This is a genomic window from Mesosutterella faecium, assembly GCF_022809315.2.
Classification (GTDB): domain Bacteria; phylum Pseudomonadota; class Gammaproteobacteria; order Burkholderiales; family Burkholderiaceae_F; genus Mesosutterella; species Mesosutterella faecium.
In genome coordinates this window covers 532,986-551,305 of record NZ_JAKZJU020000001.1, presented here as the reverse complement: position 1 = coordinate 551,305, position 18,320 = coordinate 532,986, and the positions used below count along the sequence as shown (strand labels likewise).

General features: G+C 50.8%; 15 protein-coding genes. 8 read left to right on the top strand and 7 right to left on the bottom strand.

Translation table 11 applies throughout. From position 1 onward, the window contains the following. Positions 1 to 281: 281 nt before the first annotated feature. From yidC to rpmH, 4 genes are all read right to left on the bottom strand, one after another. The gene (yidC, locus tag MUN46_RS02620; RefSeq protein ID WP_243377594.1) at positions 282 to 2,021 is read right to left on the bottom strand and encodes a membrane protein insertase YidC; all 1,740 of its coding nucleotides are present in this window, start codon (positions 2,019 to 2,021) and stop codon (positions 282 to 284) included. A gap of 65 nt (positions 2,022 to 2,086) precedes the next feature. Further along, positions 2,087 to 2,335, bottom strand: a complete 249-nt coding sequence (yidD, locus tag MUN46_RS02615) for a membrane protein insertion efficiency factor YidD (protein ID WP_285230540.1) — start codon at positions 2,333 to 2,335, stop codon at positions 2,087 to 2,089. Continuing rightward, entirely contained in the window at positions 2,332 to 2,784 is a 453-nt protein-coding gene (locus MUN46_RS02610) for a ribonuclease P protein component (protein ID WP_243377593.1), read from the bottom strand. The genes yidD and MUN46_RS02610 overlap by 4 nt, the downstream gene beginning before the upstream one ends. Positions 2,785 to 2,811: 27 nt before the next feature. Continuing rightward, the gene (gene rpmH / locus MUN46_RS02605) at positions 2,812 to 2,952 is read right to left on the bottom strand and encodes a 50S ribosomal protein L34 (RefSeq protein ID WP_022443127.1); all 141 of its coding nucleotides are present in this window, start codon (positions 2,950 to 2,952) and stop codon (positions 2,812 to 2,814) included. A 426-nt stretch (positions 2,953 to 3,378) separates the two neighbouring features. Here rpmH and dnaA point away from each other — a divergent pair, with 426 nt between their 5' ends. From dnaA to MUN46_RS02570, 7 genes are all read left to right on the top strand, one after another. Then, complete coding sequence (dnaA, locus tag MUN46_RS02600) at positions 3,379 to 4,734, top strand: chromosomal replication initiator protein DnaA (protein WP_243377591.1); 1,356 nt, start codon at positions 3,379 to 3,381, stop codon at positions 4,732 to 4,734. 49 nt (positions 4,735 to 4,783) lie between these two features. Beyond that, complete coding sequence (gene dnaN / locus MUN46_RS02595; protein ID WP_243377590.1) at positions 4,784 to 5,935, top strand: DNA polymerase III subunit beta; 1,152 nt, start codon at positions 4,784 to 4,786, stop codon at positions 5,933 to 5,935. Between the two features lie 61 nt (positions 5,936 to 5,996). Beyond that, positions 5,997 to 8,540: a DNA gyrase subunit B gene (locus MUN46_RS02590; RefSeq protein WP_243377588.1), complete on the top strand. Its 2,544-nt coding sequence runs from the start codon at positions 5,997 to 5,999 to the stop codon at positions 8,538 to 8,540. A 287-nt stretch (positions 8,541 to 8,827) separates the two neighbouring features. Next, positions 8,828 to 9,163: a transposase gene (locus MUN46_RS02585; protein WP_243377587.1), complete on the top strand. Its 336-nt coding sequence runs from the start codon at positions 8,828 to 8,830 to the stop codon at positions 9,161 to 9,163. Between the two features lie 18 nt (positions 9,164 to 9,181). Further along, complete coding sequence (locus MUN46_RS02580; protein ID WP_243377586.1) at positions 9,182 to 10,129, top strand: 5'-nucleotidase; 948 nt, start codon at positions 9,182 to 9,184, stop codon at positions 10,127 to 10,129. Positions 10,130 to 10,553: 424 nt separating this feature from the next. Further along, positions 10,554 to 11,270: a cyclic nucleotide-binding domain-containing protein gene (locus tag MUN46_RS02575; protein WP_243377584.1), complete on the top strand. Its 717-nt coding sequence runs from the start codon at positions 10,554 to 10,556 to the stop codon at positions 11,268 to 11,270. A 17-nt stretch (positions 11,271 to 11,287) separates the two neighbouring features. Beyond that, on the top strand, positions 11,288 to 11,941 hold the full coding sequence (locus tag MUN46_RS02570; RefSeq protein WP_243377583.1) for a BON domain-containing protein: 654 nt from the start codon (positions 11,288 to 11,290) through the stop codon (positions 11,939 to 11,941). Positions 11,942 to 12,038: 97 nt separating this feature from the next. Here MUN46_RS02570 and menA read toward each other — a convergent pair whose 3' ends face one another. Together menA and MUN46_RS02560 are read right to left on the bottom strand one after the other, a co-directional pair. Continuing rightward, positions 12,039 to 12,959 carry a 1,4-dihydroxy-2-naphthoate octaprenyltransferase gene (gene menA, locus MUN46_RS02565; protein WP_243377582.1) on the bottom strand — a complete coding sequence of 307 codons (921 nt, stop codon included), beginning with the start codon at positions 12,957 to 12,959 and terminating at the stop codon, positions 12,039 to 12,041. A gap of 49 nt (positions 12,960 to 13,008) precedes the next feature. Beyond that, positions 13,009 to 13,284 carry a YbeD family protein gene (locus MUN46_RS02560; RefSeq protein WP_243377580.1) on the bottom strand — a complete coding sequence of 92 codons (276 nt, stop codon included), beginning with the start codon at positions 13,282 to 13,284 and terminating at the stop codon, positions 13,009 to 13,011. Between the two features lie 75 nt (positions 13,285 to 13,359). On the opposite strand from MUN46_RS02560, the gene MUN46_RS02555 reads away from it, so the two are divergent. After that, positions 13,360 to 14,172 (top strand): biotin--[acetyl-CoA-carboxylase] ligase, encoded by an 813-nt coding sequence (locus tag MUN46_RS02555; protein WP_243377578.1) that lies wholly within the window; start codon positions 13,360 to 13,362, stop codon positions 14,170 to 14,172. Between the two features lie 241 nt (positions 14,173 to 14,413). Here the strand turns inward: MUN46_RS02555 and MUN46_RS02550 are convergent, their stop codons facing one another. Continuing rightward, positions 14,414 to 18,310 carry a DUF3683 domain-containing protein gene (locus tag MUN46_RS02550; protein WP_243377596.1) on the bottom strand — a complete coding sequence of 1,299 codons (3,897 nt, stop codon included), beginning with the start codon at positions 18,308 to 18,310 and terminating at the stop codon, positions 14,414 to 14,416. Positions 18,311 to 18,320: the final 10 nt, after the last annotated feature.

Here is an 18,320-nt window from a genome sequence, read left to right as displayed (position 1 = left end):
ACAATCTGAACGAATCCAGCCGCAACCAATAAAAGAAACCGCCTGCTGCAAATTTAATGACTTCCTTCCCGCCCCGCCGCAGCAGCGCTGTTTCATCCGCATTCAGCAGCCACTGTGCTTTAATTGAGCTCCTTTTCCCTCCTTTGCGGTGAAAGCGCGTCTTGGATGACGTCGGGATCCGCTTCATATTCCGGACTCTACTCTGTAGGCACAGACCAAAACCGTGCGCATCAAAAAAGGGGCACCTTCCGGTGCCCCCTGAGCTTCTGAACACAAAGCGTTTATTTTTTCAACGCCTTCCGTTCTTTCTCAGCTTTCCTGCGAGCCCTTTCTTCATCAATCTGTTTGTTGACATACCACTGCTGGGCAATAGAAAGGATGTTATTCGTCAGCCAGTACAGAACAAGGCCGGACGCAAAAATGAAGAACATCACGCTGAAAACGATCGGCATAATCATCATCATTTTGGCCTGAGTCGGATCGGCAGGCTTCGGGTTCAGCTTGATCTGGATGAACATCGTCGCCATCATGATCAGCGGCAGAATGAACCAGGGATCCGGAGCAGCAAGGTCATGGATCCACAGCAGCCAACTCGACCCCCTGAGTTCCACGGACGCCAGGAGAACCCAGTACAGAGCCAGAAACACAGGAATCTGCAAAAGAATAGGGAGGCAGCCGCCCATCGGGTTTATTTTTTCTTCCCGATACATCTTCATCATGGCCATGTTGAGGGCCTGCTTGTCGTTGCCGTATTTCGCCTGCATTTCCTTCATCCTTGGCCCAAGATCCTTCATGCGAGCCATGGACTTGTAACCAGCGGCAGAAATCGGATACAGGATCGCCTTGACCAGCACGGTCAGCAGGACGATAGACCATCCCCAGTTTCCAACGAGGCTGTGCAGCCAGGACAGAAGCCAGTAAATGGGCTTAGCAAGGAATGTCAGCCATCCGTAATCGACAACCAGATCCAGGCCCGGTGCAATTTCGCTGAGCCGTTTCTGAGATTGGGGACCAACGTACAGCGTTGCAGTCTGGGACTTGGACTGACCGGGGGCCAGTTCTCCCAAATTGGTAATGGAGCCTACGGCGTACAGATCTTTGCCCAGACGACGGGTGAAGTTTTCTCTCTGCTGCTTTTGAGGGAGAACCCAGGCAGACAAAAAGTGCTGCTGAATAATAGAAATCCACCCGTTATCGGATTTCGCAGGATAGTCTTTGGAGTCTCCGGCAATATCCTTGAAGGTGACCTTCCTGAACTTATCCTCCTCGGTGTAAACGGCTGCACCAAGATAACTGCTCGTAAAGGAGCTCTGCCCCTCGGGCTGATGATCGTCCCTCACCAGCTGATAGTAAAGCGAGGGAGAAACCGGCTTATCCCCCTTGTTAGTCACCTCGTGCGTCACTTCCATTCCGTAATGTCCGGGCTGGAAAGTGAAGGTCTTCACGAGACTTATGCCGCCGGACTCACTCTCAAAACGCACATTAAGAGCCTTTTGATCCTTGGACAGGGCGAGAGGACCATCCAGAAGCTTGAATGAAGAGCGATGATTAGGAGCCGCCTCAACGCCAATGATGCCGGTCTGAGCTTCATAGAAGTGTTCTTTGGAATGATCGAACAAAACAACATTCTTGTGCTCAGCCTCTTTCTTGCCGAGAATCAACCCGACCAGACCCACCTCGTCCCATTTGGGAAGCTCACGCATCTGCAGCAGCTCGGCCCGGATAACGCTCGCCCCCTGCTCATCAAAGGTGAGCTTCATGAGGTCGGTGGTCACCTCAACGCTCTTACCCTCCTGAGAAGCTGGAGCCTGACCTGAAGCCTGATCCGCAGAAGGAACAGCGGCAGGCGAAGCCGGAGCGGCAGCGGCAGCGGAAGCAGAAGCCGAGGCCTTTGCGCTCTGTTCTGTATTCGTGCCAAAAAAGGAGGGGCGACCGTTGTAGACCTGCCAACTATCCCAGAGAAGGAACAATGCTGATAGGAATACAACCCAGACAAGAGTACGTTTGAAATCACTTCCCATAACAGGTTGCTCTCTTTTATTTAATTCTTACCCGGCCCTGAAAAAAATCAGGACATCGACAGCCATCAGGTTTTATTTGTCCAAAATTTCCAGCTGAATTTTTCCGGCACAGGGTCATATCCCCAAGGTCCCAAGGGCTGGCACTTTAATAGCCTTATCAGGGTCAGGTACAGGCCCTTGAAGGCTCCAAACCGCTCAATAGCCTGTATGCCGTAATGAGAACAGCTGGGGACAAATCTGCACTTCCATCCCCAAAAAGGGGAAAGGCAAATCTGATAAAAGCGGATCATTCTGATCAAAATGATTTTCATCATTTTTCTACAGAAATATTCCGCTGCGAAAATTTCAAGAAAAAGCTTTGAAGCAGCTGGTCACAGTCGCTTCTCAATTCCTTTTTGAAAGTTTTCAGAGATATATCCTTACCCAGGCTAGGAATTTTCCTTCTCAAGCGAAGAATAACATCCAGCGACACATGCTCATAACGCAGCTCGTGTTGCTGATGCCGCGCAGACTCACGCAGGATTCTCTTGATCAGAACCCGGTCAACGCCGCGGTGAGCATTTAACTTTCCAACCGTGAACCCAAATCGGAGGCCGGTCTGAGGAAGAGGAGTCGTCTGGAGCAGGGCCGTCAAAGCCAGCCATTTTGTCGAACAACGATATACCCGCTTTGTGCCAGAAGATAAAACAGCCCCGTAATCAGCCGTCTTGATCAGACGTCTGCTACGGGGCAGGGTATATCTTTTTCGCAAAGATTCTTCCACGGCTTTTCTCTGCCGTGACAGAACAGCTTACAGGGCGAGGGTGTGACGGCCCTTCGCGCGACGCGCTGCAAGCACCTTGCGGCCGCCACGGGTGCGGCTACGAACCAAGAAGCCGTGGGTGCGGGCACGTTTGATCTTGGAAGGCTGATAAGTACGCTTGGTTGCCATGATGAATCCTTATATTGTTTCTTGTAGCCCTAAATAAAAAGGCTGTATCCGGGTTGCGGCATGCATCCGAACCCTAAAAAAATCAGAGGCGCCTCAAGTCTTACAGGGCGCTTCCAGAGAAATTCTGATATTAGAGCGCAAAAATACCTTTCTTGTCAAGCTTGTACTAGCCTTTTTGCTGAGAAGCAGATTTTTTCAGAACCGCCTCCCTAGGACACACAACCCTTAGTGCATATCTGCATTTTTTTCTCCATAAAACGTGGTGCAAATAGCAGCTGTTTCGCCCTTAAATCAATCATCTTGAGTCGAGGCACAACCTGTGGATAACTGGTAGAATAAGGAGTTCTGTAAGATGATATTGAAACTCCTAAAGAAGGTCATTAAGAAGCCATTTTTGTCTCTTATGATTTTCTTTTCACATAATAAATGAAAGACTTTTGGAAAGACTGCTGCGATCGGCTGCGCTTGGATGCGCGTCTTGGCGGGGAGAAATATTCCAATTGGATTGAACCGCTGCAGATGCAGTCATGGGACCCGGAAAACGGAGTGCTGACGCTCGCGGCCCCGAGTAGCCCCAAAAAGGAAGTAACCAGGGACACCTACGGGGACATCATTGCATTTCATGCGCAGCGCGCCAATGACGACCAGCCAGTCAAGATCATCTGGACGGTGCAGGAAGCGTCTCCTGTGCGCTCCTCCATGAGCAGCGCCCCCGTCCGGCCGGAGCAGAAAACTCAGCAGGTTTCGGACCAGCTCGCAAAGTCCTGCGGCCTGATGACGGAACTCTCGTTTGAGAACTTTGTGTCGGGCTTAAGCAATAACGTTGCTCTGGGAGCTGCGATGTATGTCGCCAGCCACCCCGGCACCAAGTCATACAACCCCCTGTACATCTACGGCGGAGTAGGGCTGGGAAAAACTCACCTGATGCACGCCATAGGGCTTGAAGTTCTGAAAAGGAATCCCAGGGCCAGGGTGTTGTGCATCAGTGCGAACTCCTACATTTCTGAGTTCATGAAGGCCATAAAAAACCAGGATCAGGGGTTCTATCAAAGCTTCAATTCCCTGGACCTGCTTTTACTGGATGACGTGCAGATGCTGGGAGCCCGCGGCGGCACACAAAATGCTTTTTTCTCAACCTTCGAGTCTCTCGTCTCGCATGGAAAGCAAATCGTCCTGACCAGCGACACCTATGCCAGACAGCTGAAAGACGTGGATGAAAGACTGAAAAGCCGTTTCGCAGGCGGGATGTCTGTTCCAATTGATCCGCCGGAACTGGAAACGCGCCAGGCCATTCTCATGAAGAAGGCAGAACAGCGCGGAAAGGTCCTTCCGGAAAACGTGGCTTTTTTCATAGCAAAACATATGAAAAGCAACGTGAGGGAGCTAGAGGGGGCGCTGCAGCAGGTAATTGCTCATGCCCAGTTCAATGGCATAGAGATTTCCATTGAGCAGGCCAAGGTGGCGCTTCACGACATCATCACCCCGAATGATCAGATAACTGTTCAGGACATCCAGAAAAAGGTCGCTGATTACTACAAAATCAGAGTCGCTGACATGCACTCTAAACGCAGGCCGAAACAAATAGCTGTTCCTCGTCAGATCGCTATGTATTTATCCAAGAAGCTGACGCAGAAAAGCTACCCCGAGATTGGTGAATTATTCGGGGGCAAAGACCACACGACGGTTATTTATGCCTGTCAGAAAATAGAGACAGAACGGCGTACAAATGAAGAGCTCAATCATGAACTCCATGTACTCGAGCAAAACATTCAGAGTTTCTGATTTGTAGACCTGAGAAGGATTTGTTTCCATTAAGCAAAAGGGTTAAATCATGCAAGTCATAAAAGGTCCGCGCGAAGCGTTGCTCAAGCCACTGACCATTGTCGGGGGCATTATTGAGAACCACCAGACTATGAACATCCTCAGCAATGTGCTCATTAAAAAAAATGGCACGGATGTCAGCTTTACAGGAACAGACCTTGAAATCTTGATCCGCACTCACAACAGCAACGGCGTTGATGGCGGAGATCCTGTTGCCTTTACAGTGTCCGCCCGGAAGGCTCTGGATCTGTTCAAGGTTTTGCCCGATACTGAAGTAACCCTCTCGCTGGGCGCGCCGAAAAAAAGCATCGGCGCGGAAGGAAGCAACCAAATTTCCAGAAAACTGGAAGTAAAGACCACCAGCAGCCGCTTCGCACTGCAGACGCTTCCCGCAGAAGATTATCCGGATTTCCCTCAGGCAGAGTTTGAAAGCAAGGTGGTCGTCCCCGCTACCCAGTTCAAGTACCTCCTGTCGATGGTGCATTATGCGATGGCCGTTCAGGATATCCGTTTTTATCTCAACGCCATGCGCCTGATAGTCAAAAATGGAACCATGAGCGCCGTTGCTACTGACGGCCGCCGTCTGGCTTACTGCGAGATTAAGCTTGAGGGGGCCGACGGCTCCGCGGAAATGAGTGCCACGATCCCGAGAAAAACGGTCTCCGAGCTTAAGCGCCTAGTTCCGGACACAGATACGCCTGTCACCATTGAGATCGCCCCCAACCAAGCGCGCTTTACTTTCGAGGACGTAGAGGTCATCACCAAGCTGGTAGAGGGAAAATATCCTGATTTTGAACGAGTCATCCCGACAAACAACGACAAACAGTTCCTTGTCAATCGCGAAGAACTGCTTGGGGCGCTGCACCGGACAGCAGTTCTCGCATCCGACAAATTCAAAGGCGTCCGTCTGCTGCTGACGCCGGGCCTGCTCTCCATTCAGACTTCAAACTCTGAGCAGGAAGAGGGCAATGACGATATCGCGGTGGACTACCAGGGAGAGCCGCTGGACATTGGCTTCAATGTTAATTTCATGTCTGATGTCCTAAGCAATCTGAAAAATGACAAAGTGAAAATTTCTCTGTCGGGCCCTCAGTCGCCAGCCTTGATAACGATGCCTGACAGCGACTCTTTCAAATATGTTCTTATGCCCATGAGGCTTTGATCAGGCTCCCTTTTTAAGAATCTTGCGCAGCCACTGTGCACCGCAAGCAAGTTGATGATTTATGACTGACGAAAACATTCAGAACAAAGATATCTCCAATAGCTACGGAGCCAATGCCATTCAGATCCTCGAAGGTCTGGAGGCGGTTCGGAAAAGGCCGGGTATGTATATTGGAGACACAGATGATGGATCCGGACTTCATCATCTGGTATACGAGGTCGTCGATAACTCTATTGACGAAGTGCTTGCCGGCTACGCTAAGGATATCGTAATCACCATCCACAACGACCAGTCTGTTTCGGTGCTGGATGACGGGAGAGGCATTCCGACAGACATCAAATACGACGACAAACATAATCCGAAGCGCAGCGCTGCTGAAATCGCACTGACGGAACTGCATGCCGGAGGCAAGTTCAATGAGAACAGTTATAAGATTTCCGGAGGACTGCACGGAGTAGGTGTGTCCTGTGTCAACGCACTATCCAAATGGCTGAAGCTCACCGTCTATCGGCAGGGGAAAACATTTCAGCTGAATTTTGAAAAAGGAAAAGTCGTCAACCGGCAGATACGCACCGAAACAACGCCGGATGGAAAGGAAATCCGCACCTCACCGATGATAGAGGTTGCCTCTGCTCCGGAGCACCCCAATGGGACTCTGGTTGAGTTCCTTCCCGATGACGAAATTTTTAAGAACGTTCTGACCTTCAGCTACGACACCCTGCTCGACAGACTCCGGCAGCTCGCCTTCCTAAACTCCGGCGCACACATCATTCTGAAAGACGAGCGAACCGGCAAGGAGGCAGACTTAAAAAGCGAAAACGGCGTCTGCGGCTTCGTCAAATACCTCAACGAAATAGCAGAAAGAGAGCCCATCAATAAGGAGCCATTCCACGCTGTTAAAACGGTTGACAGCCAGGGAACACCCGTGACCGTGGAGGTCGCCATGCAGTGGCACAACGGTTACAACGAGGTTCTCGACGCGTACACCAACAACATCCCTCAAAAAGACGGCGGAACCCACGTCACCGGGCTGAGAAATGCCATGACCAGGGTCTTAAAGAATTACATTTCTGCGTCCGGGCTGGATAAGAAAGCCAAGGTTGAACTGGATCCGCTCGATATGAGAGAAGGCTTAACCTGCGTCTTATCCATTAAAGTCCCGCAGCCAAAATTCAGTTCGCAGACTAAGGACAAGCTAGTCTCAAGCGAAGTCCGCCCCGCCGTAGAGGAAGTAATTAATTCCGAACTGTCAGCTTATCTGGAAGAGAACCCGGAAACAGCGCAGAGACTATGCGAGAAAATCGTGTCTGCAGCCAGGGCCAGAGAAGCAGCCCGTAAGGCTAGAAATATTATTCGGAAAAGCGCACTTAACGGCGGTGGATTGCCTGGAAAGCTGGCCGACTGTGCCAAAGGCACCCCTTCTTCAGAATGCGAACTGTTCCTGGTAGAGGGAGATTCAGCCGGAGGATCCGCTAAAGTCGGCAGAGACTCTAAATTTCAGGCCATTCTTCCGCTTCGGGGAAAAATACTCAATGTGGAAAAGGCTTCTGCAGACAAACTGCTGGATTCAGAGCAGATTAAAAATCTGATGATGGCGCTCGGAACGGGTATAGACAGAGATTTCAACATTGAAAAACTGAGATACGGCAGAGTCATCATCATGACCGATGCTGACGTGGATGGCGCTCACATCTGCACCCTGCTTCTCACGTTCTTCTATCGTCAAATGCCTCAGCTGATAGAGGAAGGACACGTGTTCATTGCACAGCCCCCGCTTTATAAAGTTCAGAGAAAAGGGCGCAAAAACAATGAGGAGAAGTATCTGAAAGACGACAAGGAGCTGGCTAACTTCCTTCGCAACATAGCAACGGAAGACGCAGTTCTTTATTCTGACGGGATCATCTCTGCGCCGGAAAATGGAATTCGAGGAACCAAGCTTGATAATCTCCTTAAAAATTACCAGTCTGCCATCGATGTCATGAACAGTAACGCACGCTTTATCGACAAATCTGTTCTTAAGGCCATTGCTGCCGGAGTAGACATCGATCTCTCGACTCAGGAAAGAGCGCAGGCCTCGGCTGATGCTCTCTCGAAGCAGATTTCTGATCCGGCCCTCACACTGAGCGTTGTTCCCTCTTCTGATAATCCAGGGCAATTCTCGCTTCGCATCACGCGGAAGGTGTATGGCACAAGCCACTACACCGAACTCACTCCCCAGTTTGCCAGTAGCGAGGATTATCGAGCCATCAGATCAATCTGCGAGTATCAGGCGGAATACCTGAAGCCTGGAGCCAAAATCGTCAAAAATGTCGCAGGAAAACTTCGTGAAAAGAATGTCGACAGCATCAATGCGCTTTATGACTGGCTGGTTTCTCTTGCCTACGAAGGCATCACGCTGCAGCGATTTAAAGGGCTCGGTGAAATGAACGCCGATGAGCTCGGTCAAACAACAATGGACAGACGCGCAAGAAGGATGCTGAAAGTCTCCATTCCTGACGCGGTAAAAGCCAATGAAGTGTTTGAAAAACTGATGGGAGACGATGTGCTGAGGCGCCGCCAGTATATTGAAGAGAATGCCCACAGGGTATCCAATCTCGATATCTAAGCGGCCCCTCTCAATATTCCTACGCCAACATGGCATCTTTCCAAAGGCTTCCGTAAAGGGGCCTTTGCGGTTTAAGCCGATGAAATACATCATATTTCATCGGCTTAAATTTTTATTCCTTTATTTTTTTCACCAGCCGTTAAAATCATCTTGTTTATGTATATTCTTTCATCTGATTGCTTGTTAAATGATATTTTTATATTAAGTGTCTAATTACCGTCTAAAACAATCATCAGGATGTGCGGACAAAAACCTGGACTTAACTCAGCTGCAGGAGGAGTCCGATTATGGCTTTTACACGTGAGGAAAAGCTCAAGGCTATTCGGCTTTATTTAAAAACCCACTCGCTCGGAGAAACGATTCGGCAATTAGGCTATCCATCCAAGGGGGCTTTGCATTACTGGCTGCAAGAGTACAAGCAGACAGGGACTGTCCACGGCGGCACGAAGCCAAGGTATTCCCCGCAGCAACGCGAGGCTGCTGTCCAGTACTTATTTAAAAGCAGGATGAGTATCAAAAAATCCGTAAAAGCAGTGGCTTACCCATTGTCAAACGTACGATGGATTACCCCCCCTATTGGCTTGTGTTGTCAGCCTTTTATCGCAATCGTGGGCTTGAAATAAACGAACGGAGCTCTTCAAATGACAGCTTCAGCAGCATTACAGCAGAGAGACAAGCAAGACAAATTGATAGTTGCAGTCTCATCACGAGCGCTTTTTGACTTGGAAAAAGAGCATGGACTGTTTGAAACAAAAGGAGTTTCGGCCTACCGAAAGTTTCAAATCGCTCACATGAACGAGCCGCTGAAACCCGGCGTAGCCTTTCCATTTATCAGCAGACTACTGAAGCTCAATGAAATATTTCCTGAGAAATCCCCAGTGCGTGTTGTGGTGCTGTCACGAAACAGCCCGGAAACAGGGCAGAGATTTTTTAATTCCTGCCGCTACTACAAGCTCCCGATTACGACCGGGGCCTTTACGTCAGGGCAGTCCACCTTTCCTTTTTTGCAGGCTTTTAATGCCTGCCTGTTTTTATCAGCCAATCGACAAAGCGTCATTCAAGCTAATGCCTGCGGGCTTCCGGCTGGACTTGTTCTTCCAAGCAGGTTTAAGGATACCGAGCAGGATGCCGGCTTGAGGATTGCCTTCGATTTTGATGGCGTTATTGCAGACGATGAGGCGGAACGTAAATTTCAGACTGAAGGCATTCAGGCTTTCCAGCGGCAGGAGACGGATAAACGTCTGCAACCTTTGAAAGCCGGGCCTCTGCAGACTTTATTTTCTAAGCTTTCAGAAATTCAGAAACTAGATGCAGAAAAAGGAAAGAACGATCCCTATTACCTTCCTGCATTACGGATAGCCATAGTCACTTCAAGAGGAGCGCCGAGTGAACAGCGCCTGATTACGACGTTGAAAAGCTTCGGCATGTATGCAGCCGAGCTGTTTTTAATGGACGGACTTCCCAAGGACAGGGTTCTGGAGGTTCTGAAACCTCATATTTTCTTTGATGATCAGCTCAGACATCTGACTTCTGAGTCCGTTCCCTCTGTGCTGGTGCCTTTTGGAATAAATTCAGTCACTCTTGATTAATTAAGTTATTTATTTTTTTATTTCTAAAAAACAACAACAATAATAACTGTCGTAATAAATGTTTGGAACACGATATTTTCGTTAATTATCAAAAAGTTATCATGTTGAATACTTTGGGGATAAATTTTAAATCTTGGAGTTGATCGGCTGTGGACAAATGTGCATAAGTTTCTGCCGAAAAATATAACTAAAGTTTTCTGACAAAATATTACATGCGTTATTCTCCCAAGCCCTGTGGATATTTTCATGTTTTTTCCCAGAGAGGCTGTGGATATGTGAATATTTTAATATTTCTTTAATAAACAAAACTTTGCTGTTTGTGTTCCTGTTGATAAACTGGGAATAACCCGAGAATATATAATGGAAGCTTCGAAGTCTGTCTCTTTCAATTCAGCTCGAAGCCTCCGATCCGTAGAAAAGTCCCATGGATAAAACCTCAATACCGTGGTTTGTGCCAAAAGTGTCGCCAGCGCTAGCTGTCATAGTGCGCAATTTGGGGCACAAAGTGACCAAGAACCGGGGCGATGTGCTTTATAAGTCGGATAATCTTTTCGAGCGGGTGATTTATGTACAGTCCGGTATCGCAGCCAAGGCTGTTTTTTTACCGGGCTTTGATACCTCTTTTTTTGTTTCTCTTGCGTTGCCGGGAAGCCTGATCGGCTGTATAGATACCTTGTATGCCAATGATCAGCTGTCGCGGCAGCACTGGGCTGTGACCGGCTGTGAGCTATTGACGGTTCCCAGGGAACTGTTGCTTAAACTAGCCGATCATGATGGACGGTGGCACCGGGAGTTGGCTGGATACAATGCCGGTTGCAATTTCGCTGATAGACTCGGACTGATGGTGAGCAGAGCTGGAGAGTCGGAGCGAAGGTTGGGCGTGTTTCTGGTGGCTTTTTTTCTAAGGAGTAGCGGGGCGGCCGTTCAGGAATTGCATGATGACAAGAAAGAATGGATAGCCCTGCCCGATCTGCCGCCTCGCCGGCTGATAGCTCAGATTATCGGTTGCGAAGTGTCCAAAGTGGATGAAATCCTTTTATTATGGATTCGAAGCGGTATTTTTAAGAAAATTCATAGAAGTTTATTGATAAGGCGTGAGAAGCTGCTTGAAAACTTACAGTGGCTGTCTCAATTTGCCTAGCTTCTGAGGGGCAGACCATGAAAATAAAGCTGTTGGTGCTTCTGGCAACCGGTGCTGTGGCGTCAGGCGCTTTGACAGCCTGCGCTCCGATCCTTGCCGGAGGGGTCGTTGCCGGTGCGACGACAGTTGCAACGGATCGAAGGACTACAGGGACACAGGTTAACGATCAGGTGATGGAAAGCCGCATAGAGTGGGAGATTGGGCAGAAGATCAAGTCTGATGACATGCATCTCACGGTGACCTGCTACAACGGAAAAGTGTTGCTGACTGGCGAAGTGCTCACTCAGGAAGAAAAAGAGACGGCAGGCCGTGTGGCACGTAGCAGCCTTGAGGTGTCTCAGGTCATCAATGAACTTGCGGTGCAGGTTCCCGCTTCTCTCAGCCAGAGGATGAAGGATTCGTCGCTGGCCGCCTCTGTGCGCAGCCGAATTATCGGCACCAGCAATGCAACGCTCAATCAGATGAAAGTCACAGTTGATCGCGGCATCGTGTACCTGATGGGGCTTGTGACAGAAGAGGAAGGTCAGGCGGCAGCTGCAACGGCTGCAAAGACAAGCGGGGTTAAGCGTGTTGTCAAGGTCTTTGAATATCAGACAGCCGCAGAAATAAATAAAAGATTGGAAGCCTTAAAGGTTGAAAACCCCAATAATACAGATAAAGACCAGCAATAAGCCGCGAGACTGGTCTCGGCTCTTTTAGCTTAAAACAGTCCGACTCCATTCCGGGAAGGCAGCAAGCCTTCCCGGGCTTCCTCAAGCCACATTATTTTTAAAGGCAGTGGATAAGCGTGTCCAGTAAAGCTCCCAGTGAGAGCAGAAAGGCAAAGCGGATCTCAAGCTTTATTGTGCCCAGCATGGTGTCATTGAGCTCATAGCCCTCTTTGTTCAGAAAATCGCTGTAAAGTTTTTTAATTTGGTAGATCGGTATCAGGCTCAAAAGGTATGCGGCGTGCTCTGGCCATACGGAGACTGTTGCAAGGACCAGAGCGAAGGGTGCCAGCAAAAGGCAGAGGTAGAGCCTGGGGAACCTTTTTTCTCCAAGAGCAACCGCCAGAGTTCTCCGGCCGACAGAGGCATCGTGTCGCATGTCACGCCAGTTGTTGACAGCCAGAACCCCTGCTGCGACGGCCCCGCAGGCTGCGCCTAAGGCCAGAGATATGAAAGAAAATGTTCCTGATTGCAGATAATAGGTGCCATTCACGGCGACCATTCCGAAGAATATAAAAACCGTGAACTCTCCCCAGGGGGAGTAGGCGATGGGTTTTCGCCCGCCCATATAAAGGTAAGCTGCAGCGACTGAGCAGACTCCCATGAGAACAATAATCCACCCTCCGATGGTCACCAGCGCGACGCTAACAAGGATAAGCACGGTTGCGAGGATGCGAATCGCCACATCCACTTGGCGAATACTCAGCCAGCCTTCGCTAGTGGCCCTAGGAAAGCCTTTTCGATTGCTTCTTTCAGCCTTCCTTTTGGTGTAGCCGACGTCGTTTTCCATATTGGTCAGGGCCTGAATTCCTACGGCGACCAGTATCGTGAGGAGAGCGAGCGGTAAATTTCCGGTGTGTTCAACAGAAAGAGAAGCGGTTATCCCGACAAGAACCGGGGCGAGGGCTATGCCGAATGTCTTGGGACGGATCGCCGCAAGCCAAGCCTGTAGGGACCCTTTTTTTATTTCGTTTTCTTGCATTTTTTGAGAAAAGAGGGAAGAGTGAAAAAGTTTAGACGGCAGCAGCCGGTTAAAGCACGAACTTCACTCCTTCAATTTTCACGAGCTTTGCATAGAGATGATCGAGGTGTTCCCGGCTTTGAGCCTGGACGACAACGCTAAATGATTCATAGCGGCCACGGGCAGACAGTCTTCTTGCAGTTTTTTCCGGGCTGTACTCTGGACAGAGCTCGAGGACGCAGCTGTTGATTTCATCAAAGAGGGACTCTCTTTTGATTCCTACTACTTTTATGGTAAAGGGGCAGGGGAAGACAAGAACCTGCCTGCGCTGGTTTTCTTCTTTCATAGGGATGGGCTGAATGAATGTGCAAGAATTAAATATAGTAGCAACTGAACTTTATCTATTTTTCCATTTTCCGACATGACCGGATCAAACGCCGATACGCGGTTCATCAACGCATCTGCTGTTGCAGACAGCCTTGCCAGTCAGGGATGGTCGATTGTTGTGTCTCCGGTAGAAGTGACGGCTTCTACGAATACCGACCTCATCAACTATTTTGAAAACACCAGGGCTCGCACGATGATTTTAAGAGTAGCGCATCACCAGACCGCGGGCCGCGGTACTCATGGAAGAGTGTGGAATGATGCGAGTGAAAGTCTTTTGTTTTCTCTGGGCCTACCCTCTCTGCCAGCAGCTAAGATGGCTCCGGTTCCCGTTCTCGTGGGCTTTGCAATTGCCGAGGAATTTCAGAAATTGAATGTGCCGGTTTTAGTGAAATGGCCGAATGATCTGTGGCTTGCCTCGGGAAAAATGGGCGGGATTCTATGTGAAATGGCCGCAGGGCCCTCGATTGTGATCGGGGTGGGGATTAATTTGGACCTTCATCAGCAGCCCCGGTGCAAGGCAGACATGGGTGCCGCGGCGGCCCTGTCTTCCATTCATCCTTTGGAAGATGCCGTGGAGAGCAGAACGTTCTGGCTCCTGCGGGCCGTTTCTGCGATTTTGAAGTCGGTTGGAGAGTATATGAGGAAGCCCTCGCTGCCTGACTGGTCTCGCTGGAAGAAGTTTGATTTTCTGGTTGGAAAACGCATTTCTGTAGACAATAACGCCGGTCAGGTGGAAACTGGCCTGTATTCCGGCATTGACCCACAGGGGGCTCTTTGTCTGAGGGATGAAAAGGGTGCCCGGCGCAGGTTTATATCTGGAACGGTCAGAATTCTGGAGGCCTCATGAAATTCGTTTTTATTGCTCTGGCTGTGATTTGCTCTCTTCTGGGGGCCTACCAGATATATATTCAGAATTACCTCAGTTCTCCTGCAGGAATCAGCGCCCAGGAGGTGTCTCCGAATCATATGGAAAATATACGACCGGTATTTACGCCCCCGGATTCCGTCAGGAGCGGTACCGAAAAGTAAAACTGCGTGCTGCCCTCTCTGACGCGGCGGACGGCGCCAGAGAGGGGCAAGCAGAAGTTTTACAGGAGCACGCGCTCCAGCCCTCCGCGTGAGACAGACTCCAGTGTCTTTTTTGCCCAGTCAGGCCCTATGGCCTGGCGGGCAAGCTCTACTGCCAGAAACTCCGCCTGTATTCGCGTCCTGCTTTCATATCTGCTTAGGCCCTGGAAACAGCCTGGGCATGTGGTGAGCACTTTGACTGTACCGTTGAACGGGCTGGTCCCCTGGCTCTCTACTTTCTCCTTGGCTGCCTTCAAGCTGAGCTCCTTGCTTAAGCGGACCTGATTGGCTATATCTGGCCTGCCCACGGCGAACGTTCCGGATTCCCCGCAGCAGCGGTCCGTCAACTCAATTGGGGAGTGGTCCGCGGGCGTAATCAGCGAGCCGACGATTCCCTTGGGATTCTGACTGAACGGGGCATGGCAGGGCGAGTGATAAAGATAACGGGTGTTGCTTTCGCCATTGACATTCATCCCTTTCCTAGCCAGGTATTCATGGATATCCATCAGGCGGCTGCCGGGGAAAATTTGTTCAAGATGGTAATCCCTGAGTTGCTTCAGGCATGTGCCGCAGGACACGAGGATCGTCTTGATGTCCAGATAGTTCAGGGTATTCGCCATACGGTGGAACTGCACCTTGTTTTGGGTGACCATTTTCTCCGCTGTTTCTCGCATCCCGTTGCCGACCATGGGATAGCCGCAGCACATGAACTGAGGTGGTAGCACCGTGCGTACGCCCGCGCGCCAGAGAAGCGCTAGGCAAGCCAGGCCTATCTCCGGGAAAAGGCGGTCATTGCCGCAGCCGGGGAAATAAAAGACAGTTTCCAAAGCTTCTTCCGGCAGAGCCGGGTTCCGTATGACCGGGACTACGCTGGGGTCCGTTATGTTCAGAAGGTGTCTTAAGGTGGTGTGCATCCGCGGGCGCGGCAACTTTCTGTTGGCCAGCAGAAAATAGGAGCGTTTTGTAGACGGATACTCCGTTGTTGGCGTCGGATGCGTCAGGCTTGGTTTGGTGGTGACCTTGACGGCGTCGGCCGCCAGCCTCTGGGCCAGAAAGCCGTAGTCCACCAGCACCGTTCTGGCCAATTTGATGGATGCCGGGCTCTGCAGGGTGAGGAAGCCCAGCCCAGCCCGCTTCGGCAGATTGCTGCGATGGTAGTTGTTAGCGGCCAGGAAATTTCTCAGCTTGATTGTGACTTCGCCAAAATTGATTTTGACCGGGCACGGCGGCAGGCATTTCATGCATACCGTGCAGTGGTCACTCAGGTCTGCCAGCGCGTCCAGATGCCGCCGGGAAAGGCCTCTGCGGGTCTGCTCTTCATAGAGGTAAGCCTCAATCAGCAGCGAAGTGGCGATGATTTTGTTCCGAGGAGAATAAAGCAGGTTGGCAGTCGGAAAATGCGTTGAGCAGACTTGCTTGCATTTGCCGCAGCGCAGACAGTTCTGGATGGATGAGGCGATGTCCTCAAGTTCATTTCTCTGCATCAGCAGAGTTTCTGCCGACAGCAGCCTGAAGCTCGGCGTAAAGGCGATGCTTAAATCAGTCTCCTTGCGCAGCTTTCCCTTGTTGAACAGATGGCCGGGGTCGACTTTATCCAGATAATTGTAAAAGGGCTGAAGCTCTTCGGCGGGTACATATTTAATCTTTGTCATGCCGATGCCGTGCTCGCCGGTGATGGATCCTCCCAGCTGCCGTGCTGTCTTCATGACCAGATCTACGCCCTTGTAAGCCTCAGCCATCATTTCAGGATCGGATGAATGCACAGGGATGTTGGTATGGACATTGCCGTCCCCGGCATGCATGTGCAGGGCGATGAACAGCCGCTTCCTGAGGATTGAGTCATGGATCGCCTTGATTTTTGCTTCCGCTTCCGGAAGGCCTTCTCGTGCAAAAAGCCTGCAAAGCGGCTGCTGGACCTCTTGTTTCCATGAGACCACAAGACTGTGGCTGAGTAGCAGCTGCCGTATCTCCATGCCCGGGTCCATATTTTCCGGTAAATCCCAGCCAAGCCTCTGGGCGTCCTGCCTCAAAAGGTCGGCAGGATCCGAAAAATGCTCAAGCAGCCACGTCCATCTTTCTCGCGCACGGCTGAGGATGCGGCCGGCTTCATCCAGGCACTCTCCGCGCGGATTTTCTTTTGCATTTCCCTCAGAAAGGGCGGAAGGGCGGAAGATTTCCGAAGAGTCCAGATAGTTTTGTGCGGCTTCGACCATCTCCAGCTTGTTTGCGATGGAATGCTCGATGTTGAAGAATTCGCAGGTATTCGTGTATTCGCCGAGTTTTTTGAGCGGAATGACAACGTCTTCATTGAGCTTGAAGGCATTGGTGTGGCGGCTGATGGCGGCTGTCCTGGCTCTTTCATTCCAGAACTGTTTTCTTTTTTCCGGGGTTTTGGCGATGAAAGCCTCGCCTTGCCGCTGTGAGCAGATCTCAGAAATCTTAAGTGCGTACTTGTCCAGCGCTTCTTCATTGTCCGCGACTATGTCACCGACAAGCACCATCTTGGGGTAGCCGCCGCACTGGCTTTTAACGGGATATTCAACGGCCTTGAGATAACGTTCGTCCAGGTGCTCGAGTCCGGCGAGCATTACGCCGTCGGGCTGAGAATCAAGCATCGTGGTGATCGACAGGATAGCCTCGCCTGCCACACTGGCAGAGCCGAAGAATTCAAGGCAGACGGTTCTGCCGAATTTGGGCATGCGATGCAGGATCCACCGGGCGGCTGTAATGACGCCGTCGCACCCTTCTTTCTGGACGCCCGGAAGTCCCTGCAGGTATTTGTCAGAAACGTCTTTGCCGAGTCCAGGCTTTCTGAACAAAGGTCCGGACAGAGACAGCTCTTTTTCTGCAAGCACGGGAGCTTTCTCAGGAGGGAAACGGCCGTCCTTGACCGTGACTTTGAAAAGCACTGTTTCCTGCTTGTGTATTTTCCCAAGATTGTGGTTCACGCGGGCAACCTCCAGCCAGTTTCCGTCCGCGTTGACCATGCGCCACCACGCCAGGTTGTCTATGGCGGTTCCCCAGAGCACAGCTTTTTTCCCGCCCGAATTTTCCGCAATGTTGCCCCCGATGGTGGAGCTGTGCGCGGAGGCCGGGTCCACGGCGAAGACAAGGTGTTTTTCTTCCGCGCGTTCTGACACCCGCTTTGTGACGACCCCGGATTCTGTCTCTATAGTGAACACGTCCTGTTCAAGTCCGGGGAGCATCGTCTGCTCTATGGCCCCGATGCGGGTGAGCTTTTCCAGGTTGAGAATAGCCGTGCGCTCGGACAAGGGGACAGCTCCCCCCGTATAGCCGGTTCCGCCTCCCCTTGCAATCAGCGTCAGTCCGAGGGACTGGCAGCCTTTGACAAGCCCGGGGATTTCAAGTTCGCTGTCCGGATACAGGACGACAATGGGGTAGGCGACTCTCCAGTCCGTAGCGTCAGTCGCATGGACAGCCCTGTCGTACGGACTGAACCGGATGTTTCTTTTTTTCGTGACTTTTGACAGCCTTTGGAAAATTTTCTCCCTGTATTCAAGGCGGCCGTCGAACTGTTTTTCAAAATTAACAATGGCTTTTTCAGTCCGGCCGATCAGATCTTCGACGGTCTGATCTCTCTCAGAGCCGTCGTTTTGCCGGCGTTTTCCCATTTCCGCAAGCCTGTGCCTCATGGCCTGAATCAGCAGTTCCCGACGGGGCTTGTCCTGAAGCAGTTCCTCTTCAAGATACGGGTTTCTCACGGACACCCATATGTCGCCGAGAATTTCATAGAGCATGCGGGCGCTTCTGCCGGTTCTGATATGAGGCCTAAGCGAAGTGATTTTCGTCCAGGCGTCAGGGCCCAGCAGCTTTGAAACTATTTCACGGTCAGAAAAGGACGTGTAGTTGTAGGGTATTTCTCTTCTCAGCTCTTGAGCTTGGCGTGGGGCTGGCATGTTTGTTTTT

Coding starts and splice junctions, on each gene's coding strand:
- yidC (WP_243377594.1), bottom strand. CDS start 2,021: ATGGGAAGTGATTTCAAACGTACTCTTGTCTGGGTTGTATTCCTATCA.
- yidD (WP_285230540.1), bottom strand. CDS start 2,335: ATGATGAAAATCATTTTGATCAGAATGATCCGCTTTTATCAGATTTGC.
- rpmH (WP_022443127.1), bottom strand. CDS start 2,952: ATGGCAACCAAGCGTACTTATCAGCCTTCCAAGATCAAACGTGCCCGC.
- dnaA (WP_243377591.1), top strand. CDS start 3,379: ATGAAAGACTTTTGGAAAGACTGCTGCGATCGGCTGCGCTTGGATGCG.
- dnaN (WP_243377590.1), top strand. CDS start 4,784: ATGCAAGTCATAAAAGGTCCGCGCGAAGCGTTGCTCAAGCCACTGACC.
- MUN46_RS02590 (WP_243377588.1), top strand. CDS start 5,997: ATGACTGACGAAAACATTCAGAACAAAGATATCTCCAATAGCTACGGA.
- MUN46_RS02585 (WP_243377587.1), top strand. CDS start 8,828: ATGGCTTTTACACGTGAGGAAAAGCTCAAGGCTATTCGGCTTTATTTA.
- MUN46_RS02580 (WP_243377586.1), top strand. CDS start 9,182: ATGACAGCTTCAGCAGCATTACAGCAGAGAGACAAGCAAGACAAATTG.
- MUN46_RS02575 (WP_243377584.1), top strand. CDS start 10,554: ATGGATAAAACCTCAATACCGTGGTTTGTGCCAAAAGTGTCGCCAGCG.
- MUN46_RS02570 (WP_243377583.1), top strand. CDS start 11,288: ATGAAAATAAAGCTGTTGGTGCTTCTGGCAACCGGTGCTGTGGCGTCA.
- menA (WP_243377582.1), bottom strand. CDS start 12,959: ATGCAAGAAAACGAAATAAAAAAAGGGTCCCTACAGGCTTGGCTTGCG.
- MUN46_RS02560 (WP_243377580.1), bottom strand. CDS start 13,284: ATGAAAGAAGAAAACCAGCGCAGGCAGGTTCTTGTCTTCCCCTGCCCC.
- MUN46_RS02555 (WP_243377578.1), top strand. CDS start 13,360: ATGACCGGATCAAACGCCGATACGCGGTTCATCAACGCATCTGCTGTT.
- MUN46_RS02550 (WP_243377596.1), bottom strand. CDS start 18,310: ATGCCAGCCCCACGCCAAGCTCAAGAGCTGAGAAGAGAAATACCCTAC.